At 48.1% G+C, this 17,893-nt stretch carries 17 protein-coding genes and 1 riboswitch; of the genes, 13 read left to right on the forward strand and 4 right to left on the reverse strand.

Annotation, left to right across the window (positions count from 1 at the left end; all coding sequences use genetic code 11):
• Positions 1 to 16 precede the first annotated feature (16 nt).
• The 6 genes from QUW60_RS04925 to ung all read left to right on the forward strand — a co-directional run bounded on the left by QUW60_RS04925 (position 17) and on the right by ung (position 6,139).
• Positions 17 to 544, forward strand: coding sequence for a DMP19 family protein (locus QUW60_RS04925; protein WP_289558822.1), 528 nt, complete (start codon positions 17 to 19; stop codon positions 542 to 544).
• A 107-nt stretch (positions 545 to 651) separates the two neighbouring features.
• A complete protein-coding gene (locus tag QUW60_RS04930; protein ID WP_289558824.1) occupies positions 652 to 1,467 on the forward strand; it encodes a hypothetical protein in 816 nt (271 codons plus the stop codon).
• Positions 1,468 to 1,640: 173 nt separating this feature from the next.
• On the forward strand, positions 1,641 to 2,210 hold the full coding sequence (locus QUW60_RS04935) for a Yip1 family protein (RefSeq protein WP_258338042.1): 570 nt from the start codon (positions 1,641 to 1,643) through the stop codon (positions 2,208 to 2,210).
• Entirely contained in the window at positions 2,210 to 2,671 is a 462-nt protein-coding gene (smpB, locus tag QUW60_RS04940; RefSeq protein ID WP_258338041.1) for an SsrA-binding protein SmpB, read from the forward strand. The genes QUW60_RS04935 and smpB overlap by 1 nt, the downstream gene beginning before the upstream one ends.
• 33 nt (positions 2,672 to 2,704) lie before the next feature.
• Positions 2,705 to 5,455: a methionine synthase gene (gene metH, locus QUW60_RS04945; protein ID WP_289558828.1), complete on the forward strand. Its 2,751-nt coding sequence runs from the start codon at positions 2,705 to 2,707 to the stop codon at positions 5,453 to 5,455.
• Positions 5,456 to 5,476: 21 nt separating this feature from the next.
• A complete protein-coding gene (ung, locus tag QUW60_RS04950) occupies positions 5,477 to 6,139 on the forward strand; it encodes a uracil-DNA glycosylase (protein WP_258338039.1) in 663 nt (220 codons plus the stop codon).
• Between the two features lie 132 nt (positions 6,140 to 6,271).
• On the opposite strand, the gene asnA is transcribed toward ung, so the two are convergent.
• The 4 genes from asnA to QUW60_RS04970 all read right to left on the reverse strand — a co-directional run bounded on the left by asnA (position 6,272) and on the right by QUW60_RS04970 (position 10,722).
• Positions 6,272 to 7,312 carry an aspartate--ammonia ligase gene (gene asnA, locus QUW60_RS04955; protein ID WP_289558830.1) on the reverse strand — a complete coding sequence of 347 codons (1,041 nt, stop codon included), beginning with the start codon at positions 7,310 to 7,312 and terminating at the stop codon, positions 6,272 to 6,274.
• 257 nt (positions 7,313 to 7,569) lie between these two features.
• The gene (gene rfbB, locus QUW60_RS04960) at positions 7,570 to 8,709 is read right to left on the reverse strand and encodes a dTDP-glucose 4,6-dehydratase (protein WP_289558832.1); all 1,140 of its coding nucleotides are present in this window, start codon (positions 8,707 to 8,709) and stop codon (positions 7,570 to 7,572) included.
• A gap of 61 nt (positions 8,710 to 8,770) precedes the next feature.
• Complete coding sequence (locus tag QUW60_RS04965; protein WP_289558834.1) at positions 8,771 to 9,268, reverse strand: metallophosphoesterase family protein; 498 nt, start codon at positions 9,266 to 9,268, stop codon at positions 8,771 to 8,773.
• On the reverse strand, positions 9,265 to 10,722 hold the full coding sequence (locus tag QUW60_RS04970) for a potassium/proton antiporter (RefSeq protein ID WP_289558836.1): 1,458 nt from the start codon (positions 10,720 to 10,722) through the stop codon (positions 9,265 to 9,267). Before QUW60_RS04970 ends, QUW60_RS04965 begins: the two co-directional genes overlap by 4 nt.
• Positions 10,723 to 11,019: 297 nt before the next feature.
• A riboswitch (cobalamin riboswitch) is annotated at positions 11,020 to 11,239 on the forward strand.
• Positions 11,240 to 11,303: 64 nt separating this feature from the next.
• Here QUW60_RS04970 and QUW60_RS04975 point away from each other — a divergent pair.
• The 7 genes from QUW60_RS04975 to QUW60_RS05005 are packed head-to-tail and all read left to right on the forward strand — an operon-like array spanning position 11,304 to position 17,890.
• Positions 11,304 to 12,416 (forward strand): NHL repeat-containing protein, encoded by a 1,113-nt coding sequence (locus tag QUW60_RS04975; RefSeq protein ID WP_289558839.1) that lies wholly within the window; start codon positions 11,304 to 11,306, stop codon positions 12,414 to 12,416.
• Positions 12,417 to 12,421: 5 nt separating this feature from the next.
• A complete protein-coding gene (locus tag QUW60_RS04980) occupies positions 12,422 to 13,558 on the forward strand; it encodes an ABC transporter substrate-binding protein (RefSeq protein ID WP_289558841.1) in 1,137 nt (378 codons plus the stop codon).
• Entirely contained in the window at positions 13,555 to 14,589 is a 1,035-nt protein-coding gene (locus QUW60_RS04985; protein ID WP_289558843.1) for an iron ABC transporter permease, read from the forward strand. The genes QUW60_RS04980 and QUW60_RS04985 overlap by 4 nt, the downstream gene beginning before the upstream one ends.
• Entirely contained in the window at positions 14,589 to 15,614 is a 1,026-nt protein-coding gene (locus tag QUW60_RS04990; protein WP_289558845.1) for an ABC transporter ATP-binding protein, read from the forward strand. The genes QUW60_RS04985 and QUW60_RS04990 overlap by 1 nt, the downstream gene beginning before the upstream one ends.
• Before the next feature lie 55 nt (positions 15,615 to 15,669).
• Positions 15,670 to 16,068, forward strand: a complete 399-nt coding sequence (locus tag QUW60_RS04995; protein WP_289558847.1) for a hypothetical protein — start codon at positions 15,670 to 15,672, stop codon at positions 16,066 to 16,068.
• Positions 16,065 to 17,357, forward strand: coding sequence for a DUF3440 domain-containing protein (locus QUW60_RS05000; RefSeq protein WP_289558849.1), 1,293 nt, complete (start codon positions 16,065 to 16,067; stop codon positions 17,355 to 17,357). Before QUW60_RS04995 ends, QUW60_RS05000 begins: the two co-directional genes overlap by 4 nt.
• Positions 17,348 to 17,890 (forward strand): IbrB-like domain-containing protein, encoded by a 543-nt coding sequence (locus tag QUW60_RS05005; RefSeq protein WP_289558851.1) that lies wholly within the window; start codon positions 17,348 to 17,350, stop codon positions 17,888 to 17,890. Before QUW60_RS05000 ends, QUW60_RS05005 begins: the two co-directional genes overlap by 10 nt.
• The last annotated feature ends 3 nt before the right edge of the window (positions 17,891 to 17,893 follow it).

A 17,893-nucleotide genomic window follows, 5' to 3' on the forward strand; every position in this document is an offset into this window, starting at 1 on the left:
TTAGTAAAAAACGATTATGGAAAAGAACGGAATTGTGATCAGTGACTCGGCCTTGCGCAAAGGGGCGGAGAAAGGGATGGATGCTTTTTTGCAGGTGTTCATCGATGCCTATCTGAAGGTTATGGAAGGAGAAGGTTTCGATGCGGAGAAAATGCACAGGCTCAACGGCTGGCAGCATGCGCTGCTGAGCTATCATTTCTTCAGACAGGAAGTGCTGGAGGGAGGCTTTGTGCAGCTTATACAGAACGGTTTCGGACCTTATATCTATGACAATCCTTTTGCGAAGGCGATGCGTCTGATGGGGCTGAAAGAGTTTGCGAAAATGATTTACGCCACCAAGGAGATTTATGACGAACATCGGGCCGATCTGGAAAAAGACTGTACGGAAGAGGAGTTTATGGCCATGTACGAACAGTATGAGGCGTTCGATGACTTTGAGGACGAGTTTATCAGTGAAGAGGAGGAGATTACGGAACAGATAGCGCGCTACGTAGACGGGCATATTGGAGATTTTGCGGAGATAAGCCAGGATGACGGCGAATAGAGCCGTTTTTTTATGTTAAAAATTCCGGGCGAGTGCAGTGCTTTCGCTTTGTTTGCATTTATTTTATAAACGATTATCTAAAAACTATAAAAACAGAATTGAAGAACATGAAAAGATTTAAGTGGGCGGCTCTGGTTGCCGCAATGGTGTCTATGGTGGGGTTTACGTCGTGTCTGAATAATGACGATGATGGTACGCGTACCACTTTGGGGTATTTCCGTGCTGTGGGGAATTATGGCGCAGTGTATTTTCAAGACATGTATGATTTCAAATATCAGCCGACAACTTCCCTTATGGATAGTCCGACGTCCGAACTGGCTTTTTTGTATTTTACCTATAACCAGAACGACATTACGCAAGGAGCTACGAGCATCGACATTACGCTGTTGCAGAATCCGACTTATCTGAAACGTCTTTATGTCGGCACCACCCTTCCGGATGAAAAAGAAACGGTGTCGTTGGTTGATCTGAGCAGCGCCAATGGAGGAATTTGGGGCGTAAATGAATTTCTGGTATTGTCACCGACCTATTTGCTGAAATCGGGAACAACTGATGAAAATCTGACTGAAGAGCTTGCAAACCATCGTCTGGAAGTGTACTATGATGCAAATGAGAACACCAATACAAGCACGCTGACTCTTAATTTGCGGTATACGATAAGTGGGGCGACCGCGCCTGAAGAAGCCTCTGATGCAGAACATTGGGCTGATGAATACACGGTTCCTTATACGGACGCCGTATACGTAAGACTTTCAGACGTGATATCTAAGTATCAGGAAAATAACTCGGGAAACGATCCGGAAAAAATTGTTGTGGAATACGAAGACTACAATGGCTCTGGCAGTGTTCCTACTATGGATCCCGACAAGAAACTCAGCAGGACTATTTCTTACGATTGGGTTAAGGTTTCGGATGACCAGTGATCCCATTCCAATGAAAAATCTGGAAGCCGCGTCAAACTGAAAAAAGTTTAAAACTGTGCCGTTTTCAGTTTGATGCGGCTTCTTTTTTCTTGGAAAGAATACTTTTTTATACCTTTTTTATACCTTTGTAGTTCATTTCTTGTTTGACCGATTGAAAACGAAAGATATAGAACATGGATTATAAGGATTTGTTCAGAAAAATAGCATTGCTGCTTTCGAATCCCTCCAGATTTTGGGGCGAAACAGACGGCATGTGCAGCCGGAATGTACAGATGGATTTCGTGTATCCGCTGATCGGCCTGTGTGGGCTGGCAGAGTTTGCCGGCACATTCATCCATTATGACGGCGCTGCCGGCGAACTTTTCCAGTGGGCGCTGATGCGCTGCTGTGCCGTGGCCGTTGCTTTGTTCGGAGGCTTTTTTCTGGCTGCCTACCTGGTGGAAAGAATTTGCGGTCGATGGATGCCGAAGAATGTTTCCAGGAGCGACATTCAGACTTTTGTGGGCTATTCCATGGTTGTGATTTTTGTGCTCGACATTGTGTGCAGCTTTTATTCGATCCTGATCTTGCAGTGGATTCTGCAGCTTTATACGATTCTGATCGTGTTTGAAGGCGCGAGAAGGTTCTTGAAGGTGGACGAGGAAAAACTTACGCTTTATACGGTGGCAGCTTCTGTTGTCATCTTGCTTTCTCCTGCCTTGATTGAATTTATATTTAACAAACTGACTGTAATACTGAACTGATGAAAGAGAAGACGAACAATAATGTCAATATAAAGAATAAGCGTGCATCGTTCGACTACGAATTTATTGACACCTATACGGCGGGCATTGTTCTGACGGGTACTGAAATCAAATCCATCCGTCAGGGAAAGGCAAGCCTGGTGGATACCTACTGCTTTTTCTCTAAAGGAGAGCTGTGGGTGAAGAACATGCACATAGCCGAGTATTTCTACGGCTCGTACAATAATCATCTGGCACGCCGTGACCGCAAGCTTCTCCTCACAAAGAAGGAACTCCGCAAGCTGGAACGCACCTCGGCCGAACCCGGATTTACCATTGTGCCTGCACGTCTGTATATCAACGAGAAGGGACTGGCGAAGGTAGTTGTCGCATTGGCCAAAGGTAAAAAGCAGTACGACAAGCGGCAAACGTTGAAAGAGAGAGAAGACAAGCGGATGATGGACCGTATGTTCAAACGTTGACCGGGATTTTCTTCTTCCAAAACATACAGAAATATGCCAACAATACAGGAACAGATAAACGGACGCATACTGGTGCTCGACGGGGCAATGGGCACAATGATTCAGCGGTATAACTTGTCGGAAGCGGATTTCCGTGGAGAACGTTTCAAAGATGTGCCGGGAATGATGAAAGGAAACAATGACTTGCTCTGCCTCACTCGCCCTGACATAATAGAAGAAATTCATCGCAAGTATCTGGAAGCGGGGGCGGATATCATCGAAACGAACACGTTTAATGCCACTTCGGTGTCTATGTCGGATTATCACACGGAAAACTGCTGCCGTGAAATCAATCTGGAGGCTGCGCGTCTGGCACGCCGTGTGGCGGATGAATATACTGCCCGTACGCCCGGCAAACCCCGTTTTGTCGCTGGTGCGGTCGGACCTACCAACAAGACTTGTTCTATGAGTCCGGATGTGAACAATCCGGCTTTCCGCGCCTTGACTTTCGACGTACTGCAAGCGGCTTATCGCGAACAGATGGAGGCTTTGCTTGAAGGCGGGGTGGATGCAATTCTGATTGAAACTATATTTGATACGCTGAATGCGAAAGCCGCTATTGCTGCGGCCGAATCAGCGATGCAGAAAACGGCGCGGAAGGTTCCGCTGATGCTTTCCGTCACGGTTTCGGATACGGGCGGAAGAACGCTGTCCGGCCAGACGCTTGATGCGTTTTTGGCTTCCGTACAGCATGCCGGCATTTTTTCTGTCGGTCTGAACTGTTCGTTCGGAGCCCGGCAGCTGAAGCCGTTCCTGGAGCAGCTGGCACGCCGCGCTCCTTATTATATCAGCGCTTACCCCAATGCGGGCCTCCCCAATTCGTTGGGCGAGTACGACCAGACTCCCGAAGAAATGGCCGCAGAGATAAAGGAATATATAGATGAAGGGCTGGTGAACATCGTAGGGGGGTGCTGCGGTACGACGGAAAAATATATTGCGGCCTATCAGCCGCTGGTGCGTGGAGCACGTCCGCATGTTCCGGTTCCCAAGCCGGAAACCTTGTGGCTTTCGGGGCTTGAATTGCTGGACGTTACTCCTGAAATCAATTTTGTGAATGTGGGCGAGCGTTGCAATGTGGCAGGTTCGCGCAAGTTTCTCCGGCTGGTCAACGAAAAAAAATACGATGAAGCTCTTGCCATCGCACGCAAGCAAGTGGAAGACGGAGCGCAGATTCTGGATGTGAACATGGATGACGGCTTGCTGGATGCAGTTGCCGAGATGACAAACTTTCTCAATCTGATGGCTTCTGAACCGGATGTGGCCCGTGTGCCTGTGATGATTGATTCGTCTAAGTGGGAAGTGATCCGGGCTGGGCTGAAGTGCGTGCAGGGAAAGTGTGTGGTCAATTCCATTTCGCTGAAAGAGGGTGAAGAAACATTTCTGGAACATGCCCGCGAAATCAGGCGGATGGGAGCGGCTGTGGTAGTCATGGCTTTTGATGAACGGGGGCAGGCAGATACGTTTGAGCGTAAGATTGAAGTTTGCGAACGGGCTTACCGCCTGTTGGTCGGTAAGTTGGATTTCAATCCGGTTGACATCATTTTCGACCCGAATGTCTTGGCTGTTGCTACAGGCATTGAAGAGCACAGCAATTACGCGGTTGACTTTATCAAGGCGGCCGGATGGATACGCAGGCATTTGCCCGGAGCGCATGTCAGCGGAGGGGTGAGCAATCTCTCGTTTTCTTTCCGGGGCAACAATTACATCCGTGAGGCTATGCATGCAGTGTTTCTTTATCATGCCATCCGTGAAGGCATGGATATGGGAATAGTCAATCCGGGTACCTCTGTACTCTATACGGATATTCCGGCTGATGTGCTGGAGCGTATTGAAGATGTGGTGCTGAATCGCCGCTCCGATGCGGCCGAGCGTCTGGTGGAGGTTGCCGAGCGGCTGAAAGCGGAGAGGGACGAAGCGGGAAGCGCAGGTGCACAGACCCATCAGGCGTGGAGGGAAGACACCGGAGTTGAAGAACGTCTGCAATATGCCTTGGTCAAAGGTATCGGTGATTATCTGGAAGAGGATCTTGATGAGGCGCTGGCAAAGTATCCGAATGCGGTAAGTATCATCGAAGGACCGCTGATGGATGGCATGAACAGGGTAGGCGAACTGTTCGGTTCCGGCAAAATGTTTTTGCCGCAGGTAGTAAAGACAGCCCGCACGATGAAAAAAGCCGTGGCCTTTCTTCAGCCTTATATTGAGGCGGAAAAGCAGGAAGGTGCCCGAAAGGCAGGAAAGGTGCTACTGGCAACGGTGAAAGGGGACGTGCATGATATCGGAAAGAATATTGTATCGGTTGTGATGGCCTGCAATAATTATGAAATTGTTGATTTGGGTGTGATGGTGCCGGCAGAAAAGATTGTGGAAACGGCAATCCGTGAGCGAGTGGACATTGTGGGGTTGAGCGGATTGATTACTCCATCGCTTGAAGAAATGGTGCATGTAGTCGGTGAGATGCAGCGTGCAGGTCTGCATATTCCGGTAATGATCGGAGGGGCTACGACTTCCAAGCTGCATACAGCCTTGAAGATTGATCCTGCTTATGGCGGTACGGTCGTTTATTTGAAAGACGCCTCTCAGAATGCACCCGTTGCGGCGCGTTTGCTGAATCCGGATACGGCAAAACATTTTGCGGAAGAGCTTGCGGCTGAATATGAGCGGCTGCGTGAAAGTAACCGTATGAAAACGGTAAGTACCGTTTCGTTGGAAGAGGCGCAGAAAAACCGGCTGAATCTTTGGGACTGAAACTTTTAATACTGGCAGTATATGAATGTACAAATCGAAGAAGGATGGAAACGGGTTTTGGCTCCGGAATTTGAAAAGCCTTATTTTAAAGAGTTGACCGATTTTGTCAGGCAGGAATATCGTGCCACCACAGTATATCCCCCGGGGCGGCTGATATTCAACGCATTCAATCTTTGCCCTTTCGACAAGGTGAAGGTTGTGATTATCGGTCAGGATCCGTATCATGGGCCGGGACAGGCTCATGGATTGTGCTTTTCGGTGAATGATGGCATTCCTTTCCCTCCTTCGTTGCAGAATATATTCAAAGAAATTCATGACGATTTGGGTATGCCGATTCCTGCGAGCGGGAACTTGACAAGATGGGCAGAGCAAGGGGTGCTTTTGCTGAACGCTACCTTAACAGTGCGTGCCCATCAGGCTGGCTCTCATCAGGGGAAAGGCTGGGAGATTTTTACCGATGCGGTAATTCGTGTGCTGGCTGAAAGCCGTGAGCATCTTGTTTTCATCTTATGGGGATCGTATGCCCAGAAGAAAGGTGCTTTTATCGACCGTCAGAGGCACCTTGTACTGACATCCGTACATCCTTCTCCCTTGTCGGCCTATCACGGTTTCTTTGGAAACAAACACTTCAGCCGGGCCAATGCTTATCTTGTAGAGCATGGAGAAAAGCCCATACAGTGGTAATCCCGGAAGCGGATTGAAGCAGAACAGAAACTCAAATGCAGAAACGCAAGGCTGCAAAACGCTGTTTGTGACCTTGTGTTTCTGCATTCAGTTTGTTTGTCGGTTTTTTCTATTTTGCGGTATAATGTGTTGTTAGATCAGCTGCATGCCCAGTTTTTCACATTCCTTGCGCATATCTTCCGGCCAGATGCTTGCCTGGATTTCCCCGATATGCGCTTTTCGAAGATAGAGCATACACAGGCGTGACTGTCCGATACCTCCTCCGATTGTGAGAGGCAGCGTTCCTTCCAGCAGGCGTCGGTGGAAATACAGTTTGGTGCGTTCTTCTTTTCCGGCCAGTTCCAGCTGCTTCAGCATTGCTTCCTTGTCTACGCGTATACCCATTGATGAGATTTCAAAGGCACGTCCCAATACGCTGTTCCATACCATCAGGTCACCGTTCAGTCCCGGCAGGCCGGTCTTGGGATCGATCGTAGTATAATCGTCATAGTCCGGAGCGCGCAGGTCGTGCGGTTGTCCGTTGCTCAGCTTGCAGCCGATACCGATGATAAACACGGCACCGTAACGTTCGGTAATGAGGTTTTCGCGTTCTTTGGCCGTTTTGTCGGGGTACATCTGCAGCAAGTCTTCTGCATGGATGAAATGCACGTCATGTGCAAGGAAAGGAGTGATTTGCGGATACATTTCACAGATCATGTATTCGGTGCGCCGCATGGCAGCATAGATGCGAGTGACAATGCTTTTCAAGAATTCAACAGTGCGCTGTTCGGGAGTGATTACTCGTTCCCAGTCCCACTGGTCAACATAGAGCGAATGGATGTTTCCGAGCTCTTCATCTGCCCGTATCGCATTCATGTCCGTGTATATGCCGTATCCCGGTTCGATTTTATAATCGGCCAGTGTCAGCCGTTTCCATTTTGCAAGCGAGTGCACTACTTCAGCTTCCTTATCTCCCAAGTCTTTGATGGGGAAAGTAACAGGGCGTTCCGTTCCGCTGAGGTCATCGTTGATGCCCATTCCTTTCAGTACGAAAAGCGGTGCCGTTACACGGCGCAGGCGGAGTTCGGATGACAGGTTCTGCTGGAAAAACTCCTTTATTTGTTTAATGCCCAGCTCGGTTTGTTTCATGTCGAGCAATGGCTTGTAGTTCGCAGGTTTTATAAGATAGCTCATACTTCGGTTTGTTTTGTTATTATTGTATATGTTTGGCAAAGATAGCCTTATTTTGTAAATGTGCAATATGTTTCTTTGGAAAACTTGTCAAAATGATTGTTCTTCTGCTGTGATAGCGTTATTTTGAAAAGCGTTTGTTGTCTGCTTTTATTTCATGGATTGCTGTTGTCCATAGGGCAGATGCGCAAAAAAATAGCCTGCCGTTCTCACTTGACAGACGGCAGGCCTTGATTCATTTTTTTTACCGAAAAGCAGGCTTATCGGTTCTTGTACATATTTTCGTAGTAATTCTGATAGTCACCGCTCGTTACGTTCTTCACCCATTCCTGATTGTCCAGATACCATCTGATTGTCTTTACGATTCCGTCTTCGAATTTGGTTTCGGGATACCAGCCCAATTCATTCTTGATTTTTGTCGGGTCGATGGCATAACGCTGGTCATGCCCCAAGCGGTCTTTTACAAATGTAATCAGCGAATCGTTGATCCAATCGATATTGATTTGTCCGTCGGAGCCGATTTCTTTTTTCTTGAGTACAGAACGGTATGCCGGCTCTTCTGTCATCAGACGATGGATGGTGGCGATTGTCAGTTTGACGATTTCTATATTTTGTTTTTCGTTGTGTCCTCCCACGTTGTATATCTCCCCGTTGCGTCCGTGCTGGATTACCATGTCGATGGCTTTGCAGTGGTCTTCGACATACAGCCAGTCGCGGACATTGGTCCCGTTGCCATAAACCGGAAGACGTTTTCCCTCGAGAATGTTCTTGATTATCAGCGGTATCAGTTTTTCAGGGAAATGGTAAGGGCCGTAGTTGTTTGAGCAGCGTGTAATGGTGACCGGCATCTTATAGGTGTCGCGATAAGCCATTACGATAAGGTCGGCGCTGGCTTTTGAGGCGCTGTACGGGCTGTGCGGGCAGATTGGAGTTTCTTCAGTGAAATATCCTTCATCTCCCAGCGAGCCATAGACTTCATCCGTTGAAACCTGATGATAGCGCACACCCTTTCTCCATGTGGGATAGCCATATTCATCCTTGCCTGTCACCCACGCACGGCGGGCTGCGTCAAGCAGGTTTTGAGTGCCGAGAATGTTGGTCTGCAAGAACAGTTGCGGATTTTCTATGCTGCGGTCAACGTGGCTTTCTGCTGCAAAGTTCACGATGTAGTCAAACTTGTATTCGGCAAACAGCTGGTCGGCCAGATTGCGGTCGCAGATATTCCCTTTGACGAAATAACAGCGTTCGTTGTCAATGTCATCGGCAATTGTTCCCAGATTGCCGGCATAAGTCAATGCATCAAGAACCACCACTTTTATGTCATCGTATTTTGCCAGGATGTATTTGATATAGTTGGCACCGATGAATCCGGCCGCTCCTGTTACAAGATAAGTTTTCATAATTTGGTCTTTAATTTATCGCCGCAAATTTCGGAAAGTTTTTTGAAAGTGACAAGTTTTTTTATCTTTTATCATTCAGTTCGATGACTTCCATATCTGAGAAATTTCCGTTGTCAACGGTGAAACGAACCAATGTTCTTGCCTTATGGAACCCATAGATGCCCGCCGCTCCCGGATTGATGTGCAGCAGTCCGAGTGTCTTGTCAAATTTTACTTTCAGAATGTGCGAGTGTCCGCTTATGAACAGTTTGGGCGGGTTGGCGAAGATTTGCTTGCGTATTGAGGGGTCGTATTTTCCAGGATAGCCTCCGATGTGCTTCATCAGCACGCTGGCTCCATCTACGGTGAACTGAGCTGTTTCGGGATATCGGACACGTATGTCCTGTCCGTCAATGTTGCCGTATACGGCGCGTAGCGGACGGAAGGCCGCAAGGCGTTCGGCGATTTCAAGCGAACCGATGTCGCCTGCGTGCCAGATTTCGTTGCAGCTGTCAAAATATTTCAGATAGCGTTCGTCCCAATAGCCGTGGGTGTCGGATAAGAGTCCTATTCTTGTCATGCCTGTTCTTTTTTGTTTTCGGATATGAGCAGCAGCTTGTCGCCCGGATGCAGTTCCAGCTGCCCGTTGGGGATGATGAATTCGTTGTCCCGTTTCACCAGCATCACGAGTGTTCCCTGCGGGAGCTTCATGTCGGCCAGCCTGTTCCCTTTCTGAAGCATCTCTGTTGTCAGGGTCAGATCATTGAGCGACGAGTCGATTTCGTCAGGCAATTCTACGCCGAACTCGTTTCCTTCCTTCTCTGCCGGAAGGTCAAGGTGGAGTATCCGTGCCGTTTTGGCAATGCTCATCCCCTGGATAATCAGTGAGAGCAGCGTGATGAAGAACACGATGTTGAACAGTTGCTGCGACCCTTCGATTTCTGCCAGAACCGGATAAGTGGCGAATATGATGGGAACAGCGCCGCGCAGTCCCACCCATGATACAAACAGGCGTGCCTTGTTGGTCAGTTTCCTGAACGGAAGCAGGCATAGAAACACGCTTATCGGGCGTGCCGCAAGGATCATGAAAATGCCGATGAGCATTGCTACCGCAGCTATGTCGAGCATTTCATGCGGATTGACCAGCAGTCCTAGCGTGAGGAATACGATGATCTGGAACAGCCAGGTAAGTCCGTTCATGAATGTGCTGATGTCTTTCCGGAATGCCAGCCGTGCGTTTCCTACAATCATTCCCATAATGTATACGGCCAGGTATCCGTTGCCTTTGAGCTGGTCGGTTACGGTGAATGTGATGAATACCAGGCTGAGCAGCAGGATCGGATAGAGCGAGCTGTTTGAGAGGTTGATCTTGTTTACCAGCCACACGGAGAAGCGTCCGGCGGCGTATCCGATCACGCCTCCGAAGAAGAACTGGATGAGCAGGTCTTTTCCTACAATCAGAAAGTTCAGGTCGTTTCCGCTGGATATGACCTGGATGAGGATGATGGTAAGCATGTAGGCCATCGGGTCGTTGCTTCCGCTTTCCAGCTCGAGCATGGGCCGGAGGTTCTGCTTCAGATTCATGTTCTGTGAGCGCAGAAGATTGAACACGGAGGCAGAGTCGGTTGACGACATGGTGGCGGCCAGCAGCATCGAAGTGAGCAGAGGCAATTGGATGTTGGTGTTGTCCCATCCCGAAATCCAGTAGATGAACGCTCCGGTGAGCAAAGTGGTCAGGAGCACGCCTAACGTAGACAGTACGATGCCGGGCTTGAGTACGGGACGGATGTCGGCGTACTTTGTGTCCATGCCTCCTGAAAAGAGGATGATGCTCAACGCTATCATTCCGATGAACTGGGCGTCGGATGCGCTGTGGAACTGCAGTCCCAGTCCGTCACTTCCGAACAGCATGCCTACAACGAGGAAGAGCAGCAAGGTCGGTATTCCGAACCGGTAGCCCGTCTTGCTGATAAGGATACTTGAAAGAATCAGGATGGAGCCGATAAGAAGAATGTTTTCTGCCGTAAATATCATGGGCTTGAGTTTTTTGTGGTTTGTGAAATGTCTGTTTTATCCATTTCCGGTGCGGCCTTTGCTGGCAAGAAAGATGGCTCGGCTCTTGAAAAAGTTTGTCTTCAGCCTGGAGATGGTTATCTTTAAGCTGAAGATATGTATCTTTAGTCTGGAGATTTGCATCTTCAGGCTAGAGATCTAGATTTTTACAGGCCGGCATAAATTTCCTGTCGGCTTTCCGCTGCATTGTCCTCATGGGACGTATGGTCAGAAATGGATACTTTTTGTTGCAAAAATAGGAATAAAAATAAAAAAATCGTTATATTTGCAATGTTTTGTTCCGTTTGTGCTTCCGGATGGCGAAGCCGCGGATGAAAAGGGAATCGGGTGAAAGTCCCGGACAGTCCCGCTGCTGTAAGCTCCATAAGCGGTTGGCCCGTTTGCTGCAAGCCACTGTTTTCCGCTGATTGTCGGGAAAACGGGAAGGCAGGGTAATACCGGAGTAAGTCAGAAGACCTGCAAAACGAAGTCATGCTTGCATTCTCGAGGAAAGGATGGCAAGATTGAGGTGTGCAAACGTTTCAAACTTAAAATAAAGTATTATGAATGTAAAGAGTTTTTTGATAGGCATGCTTTGCCTGTTGGCGACGGGTGTATCGTTTGTGTCCTGCAATGACGACAACGACGATTTCCTGGATGATACGGGTTCGAAAGTATCTTTGCCGGGGCGCAGGGCTTACATCCTGTATGAAGGAAGCTACGGACAGGGCAATTCCGGCCTGGCATTCTATGCTCCCGACGGCAATGCGGATTTTATCGGCGACATATATACGGTGCAGAACGGAAAGGGATTGGGGGATACCGGTTCGGCGATGATCGAACATGACGATAATATTTATGTCGTTGTTTCCGGTTCGAGCTATGTGGCCCGCCTGAATGCTGCGGGAGTGGAGCAATGCCGCCACGAGTTTGAGTACATGCCCCGGTATATTGATGCAGAAGACGGCTATGTTTATGTAACTCAGTATGGAGGGCGCGTGAGCAAGCTGGATGCGGTTACGCTGGATGAGGTTGGCGTTTATCAGGGGCAGTCTGACCATGCATATGAAGGCATCGTCGAATGCAACGGTTTGCTGTATGTAGCCGACAGCCAGACCCGTGACGAGTCTGCCACAGTGGTGTTGGGATATAACAGCGAAGTGCTTGTAATCGATCCGAACTCGATGCAGCTTAAGCAGACTGTGTCTGTTACGGTGAATCCCGAACGCTTGTGGGAATGTGACGGCAAGGTCTATTTGATTTCAAGAGATGTTTATGACCTTACCAGCTATCAGAAGATTTCAAGAAATGAACTTCAAATAATAGATCCGTCTAAGGGTAATCAAGTGACAGAAATAAAAGAGGCTACGAAGTTGGCCAAAGGAGATAATGGCTTACTTTACCTCATTGATACAGATACTGAAAATTCGTTCTTCACTTACAATATCAGCACCGGGAAGATTACCGACCATACTTTCTTGAACAATAATCCGGAAGAGCTTTCAAGCGCAACGATTTATCTGTTTGAAGTGGATGATGAAACGGGCGACATCTATATCGGTACGAGCGATTATGTGTCGGAAGGAACGGTTTATCGTTTTGATGCCAGCGGCACGTTTAAAGAAAAGTTTGATGCCGGAGGTATCAATCCCAATTCCATGATATTCGTAGACTGAGAAGAATGAAACGTGTATTATTAGCTGCTTGCATAATAACTTTGGTCTTGCTTTCGGCTGCTTGCGGCAGAGGAAGCAAGACTTCTTCTGTTTCGGCAGGTGACACGCTGCAGTTGAGGTATGCCCGCAATTTGTGCATTGTCCGTTATCCGGATTACACCATGGCCGTATTGCGCAATCCGTGGGATACCTTGAAAACGCTGCACACCTATGCGCTGGTGGACAAAAGGGATTCGCTGCCGGAAGGGTTGCCTGACAATGCCACTGTGGTCAGAGTGCCGCTGGAAAGATGCATGGTTTATTCGTCCGTTCATTGCAGCCTGCTTAAGGAACTGGATGCGCTGCACCGGATTGCGGGCATATGCGGTCTGGAGTATATGAATATGCCGGAAATAAAGGACGGATGCGAAAAAGGAACAATTGCAGACTGCGGAAACAGTCTGGCTCCGGACGTGGAGAAGATCATTGATTTGCATCCCGATGCAATACTGCTTTCTCCATTCGAGAACAGCGGGAGTTATGGCAAAATAGGCAAGCTGGGCATTCCTTTGATTGAATGTGCCGATTACATGGAGGCTTCTCCCCTGGGGCGTGCGGAATGGATGATGTTTTATGGATTGCTGACAGGCAGTTGCGGACGCGCTGACTCGTTGTTCAGAGCGGTCGAAACAACGTATCTTCGGGTGAAAGCGCTGGCTGCTCAAGCAAAAGTGCGTCCTGCGGTTATCTGTGACTTGAAATACGGTTCTGTCTGGTATATCTCGGGCGGAGAAAGCACCACGGGAAAAATGCTGGCTGATGCCGGAGCCGACTATGTTTTTGCAGACCTGAAGAACAGCGGTTCTGTTCCGATGGCTTTCGAAGCCGTGTTTGATAAAGGACAGTATGCAGACTACTGGCTGATAAAGTATAACCAGCCCCATGACAAGACTTATAGTGAGCTGGCCTCAGAGTACGCTCCTTATTCCCGTTTTCTTGCTTTCCGTAACCGGCAGATCTACGGATGCAACAGCCGTCGCATTCCTTTTTATGAGGAAACGCCTTTTCATCCCGACTGGCTGCTGAAAGATATGGTAAGCATTTTTCATCCGGAACTGCTGGAAGGCTATCGTACTAAATATTTTACAGAGTTGGCGGAATGAACAGGCGTAGAGGATTTGTGTTTGGAATGCTGCTTTCGCTGTGCATTCTTTTGCTTGTTGCGGCGAACCTGTTTTTCGGTTCGGTTGATATACCAGCCAGAGCTGTCTGGGAAATTCTTTCCGGCGGCGAGGCGGAAAAAGCGAGTTGGGCGTATATTGTTTGGGAATCACGTTTCCCTCAGTGTGTGGCGGCTTTGCTTTGCGGGGCAGCCCTTTCAGTTTCGGGATTGATGCTGCAAACTGTATTCAATAATCCTCTTGCCGATTCTTCTATTCTTGGAATCAGTTCGGGGGCAAGTCTGGGAGTCGCCCTTGTCGTAATGGCTGGAGGCAGCAGCCTGGCGGCAGGCGTTTTCAGTCTGTCGGGCTTCTTTTCTGTTTTCTTGGGCGCACTGGCAGGTGCTGTGGCCGTTCTTGCCTTGATTTTGTTTCTTTCTTTTCTGATAGAGAGCGGTGTGATGTTGCTTATTGCAGGGATCATGATCGGGTATGTTGTGTCTTCTGTAATTTCTCTGCTGAGTTTCTTTTCAGCAGCCGACAACGTACAGTCTTTTGTCATTTGGGGGCTCGGCAATTTTGGCGGAGTGTCTTTTGACCAGCTTCCTGCCTTCAGTCTTTGTATCGTAGCCGGTCTGGTTGTCGCTCTTTTGCTGATAAAGCCGCTGAATGCCTTGCTCCTGGGGCCTCGCTATGCGGAAAACCTGGGAGTCAACGTCCGTCGGGTGCGGAACCTGCTGTTGTTGTCTACAGGCATTCTGACTGCCGTGACAACAGCTTTCTGCGGGCCTGTAGCCTTTATCGGTCTTGCCGTACCTCATATTGCACGTTTGCTGTTGGGAACGTCTAATCATAATTCGCTGATGCCTGTTACTTTGCTCTGCGGATCGGCGATGGCCCTTTTGTGCAATCTGATTTGTGCGCTTCCCGGTGAGTCGGGCATCATTCCTTTGAATGCCGTGACTCCCGTTTTGGGTGCTCCTGTTGTTATTTATGTGATTATCAACCGTCGGAAACTGCAATATTTTAATTGATGGAAGCGGGTCAGGTTATAGTGGAAGGGAATAAGCTTGCCATAGGATATGCAGGCAAGCAGAGCCGGACGGTGCACCGTGATTTGAATTTCCGCCTCTGTTGCGGAGAGTTCACCTGTTTGTTGGGAGCGAATGGAAGCGGAAAATCTACGTTGCTGCGTACGCTCGCAGCGGCCCAGCCTCCTCTATCCGGCAGTCTGACATTGTTTGGAAAACCGGTCAGTGCATACGATCCCAAGGAACGTTCACGGTTGATAGGTCTTGTGCTGACAGATAAGACGCAGACGGGCGGCTTGTCTGTCTATGATTTGGTATCGCTCGGGCGTCAGCCTCATACGGGATTTTTCGGCCGTTTGAGCACGCATGACAAAGAAGCTGTTTCCCGGTCGCTTGAAGCTGTAGGCATGCTGCATAAAGCGGATTCATACATGGCTCAGCTTTCCGACGGAGAGCGGCAGAAAGTGATGATTGCGAAAGCGCTGGTTCAAGAATGTCCGTTGATTTTGCTGGATGAGCCCACAGCGTTTCTTGATGTTGTAAGCCGGATAGAAATCATGACGTTGCTGCATCGGATTGCTGCGACAGAGCAAAAGGCGGTTTTAATGTCTACGCATGATGTGGAGCAGGCTCTTGTTCTTGCCGACCGTCTATGGCTCATGACCGGCCGGTATGGTTTGGAATGCGGTTGCACGGAAGATCTGATTCTGGCCAACCGGATGGATTCTCTTTTTGAATTTCAGCCGGACATCCGTTTCGATTTAATGCATGGCGGATTCTCGCCGGAAGTGAAGGGAAAGAAGTTCATTGTTCTTGAAACCGCCGACGAGGTCTTGCGCCACTGGACTCAGAATGCACTGAACCGCCATGATTATTTTTGTTTGATGCCCGGTCAGCAGACCGAATTTCATGGATTGCCTGTCCTGAAAGTTATTTCTCCGGATCAGATTCTATTGGAGGCTAATGGCACGGAAATCTGCTGTTCTTCATTCGAAAATTTGTTTCATGTCCTTTCTTGCCGGTCATGATTTTGTATTTTTGAAAAAAAACTATATTTGTATCTGAATATTATGATAACATTTTATGGCAAAGATTATTTTATTGAAAGGTACGGAGCCCCGGTTGTATCAGCTGGTGGCTCCGTTGGTCATGAATTCCGAAATATTGAAATATAACAATAACTATCCTTTTAAGACGAGCGACTCATTCGTATGGTTCGTGGCCGTTAAGGAAGAGCTGGTGCAGGGATTTGTGCCTGTGGAAATCAGGGGAAAACATTTTGTCATCAACAATTATTATGTGGATGAAAAGTTGGAAAAAAAATTGTTTCCTCAATTGTTGAAGGCTGTACTGAAAAAGTTGGAAGATCATTCGAAAACGTTTCAGGCAGTTGTGATGGTTAGGCATGCGCAATACTTTGCTGATATGGGATTTGAAGTGATAAAGAGTTGGAGGCTCTATCAGAAAATGGAGAAAGCATGAAGGAGAAGAAGAAAAATGTTTATGAACTGGCCGAAGAGAGGCTGGCCGTTTTGTTTAAAGAATTTGACAATATCTATATCTCGTTTTCTGGTGGAAAGGATAGTGGGGTTCTGCTGAACTTATGCATCGATTTCATCCGCAAGCATAATCTGAAACGGCGGATCGGAGTGTTTCATATGGACTATGAGGTGCAGTATAAAATGACGATTGACTTTGTAGACCGGATATTTGAAGCAAACAAAGACATTCTGGATGCCTATCGCATTTGCGTGCCTTTCAAGGTGAGGACATGCACTTCCATGTATCAGAGCTACTGGCGTCCGTGGGATCCTTCAAAAAAGGAGCTTTGGATTCGTGAGATGCCAAAGGATGTCCTGACGGCAGAAGATTTTCCCTTTTTCAGGGAGGACATGTGGGATTATGAATTTCAGCTTAAATTTGCAGCGTGGCTTCACGAACAGAAAGATGCTGTCAGAACTGCATGTCTGGTCGGTATCCGGACGCAGGAGAGCTATAACCGTTGGAGAACCATCTATGGAGGTTTGAAGCAGCAGCTTTACCATAATTATCAGTGGAGCTCGAAAATAGCGAACGATGTGTTCAACCTTTATCCGATATATGACTGGAAAACCACGGATATATGGACAGCCAACGGCAAGTTCGGCTGGGATTATAACAAGCTGTATGATTTGTATTATCAGGCAGGGGTGAATCTTGAACGCCAACGGGTGGCAAGTCCGTTTATCTGTGAGGCTATTGAGAGCTTGCGGCTATACAAGGTGATTGACCCAGACACGTGGGGAAAAATGATCGGACGCGTGAACGGAGTGAACTTCTCCGGCATATATGGCGGGACGAGAGCTATGGGACGCAGTTCAATCAAACTGCCCGAGGGACATACCTGGAAGTCTTTTATGGAGTTCTTGCTGTCTACTTTGCCCGAAGATGCTCAAAGGGGATACCTCTCGAAGCTGCATACCAGCATCAGGTTCTGGCGTACAAAAGGCGGATGTTTGAGCAACGAAACCATACAGAAACTTGTTGATCTGGGCATTCCGATTGAAGTGCGCAATAAGTCGAACTACAAAACGACAAAACATCCTGTCATGATGGAGTATCTGGATGACATCGATATTCCGGAGTTTCGAGAGATACCGACTTATAAGCGGATGTGCTTCTGCATTCTCCGCAACGATTATGCATGCAAGTACATGGGATTTGCCATGACGAAGGAAGATGCGAAAATGAAAAATTACATATTGCAACAATATAAGAATATATGGACGTAAAAGAATATAAAAGTCCGGTATACAGTGTGATTGCTGTACCCGTTGAAAAGGTGTGTGCGAATGATTATAATCCGAACGTGGTGGCTCCTCCAGAGATGAAGTTGCTGGAGCTTTCTATTTGGGAGGATGGCTTTACCATGCCTTGTGTCTGTTATTATGATAAGGAAAACGACAAGTATATCATTGTCGACGGATTCCACCGTTACCGCGTGATGCTGACTTCGAAGCGAATTTATAAAAGAGAAAAAGGCTTGCTTCCTGTCGTTGTGATAGACAAGGATCTGTCGCATCGTATGGGTTCGACAATCCGTCATAACCGTGCCCGTGGCACACACAGTGTAGAGCTTATGACAAGCATTGTGGCGGAATTGACGAGAGCCGGTATGTCGGACAGCTGGATAATGAAGAATATTGGTATGGACAAGGATGAACTGCTCCGCCTGAAGCAGATTTCCGGGCTTGCTGCTCTTTTTGCTGATAAGGACTTTTCAATACCGGAGCCGATGATACCGGCTCCGAAAGATGAAGACTGACTA

This window comes from Bacteroides gallinaceum, from assembly GCF_030373775.1.
Classification (GTDB): Bacteria; Bacteroidota; Bacteroidia; order Bacteroidales; family Bacteroidaceae; genus Phocaeicola; species Phocaeicola excrementipullorum.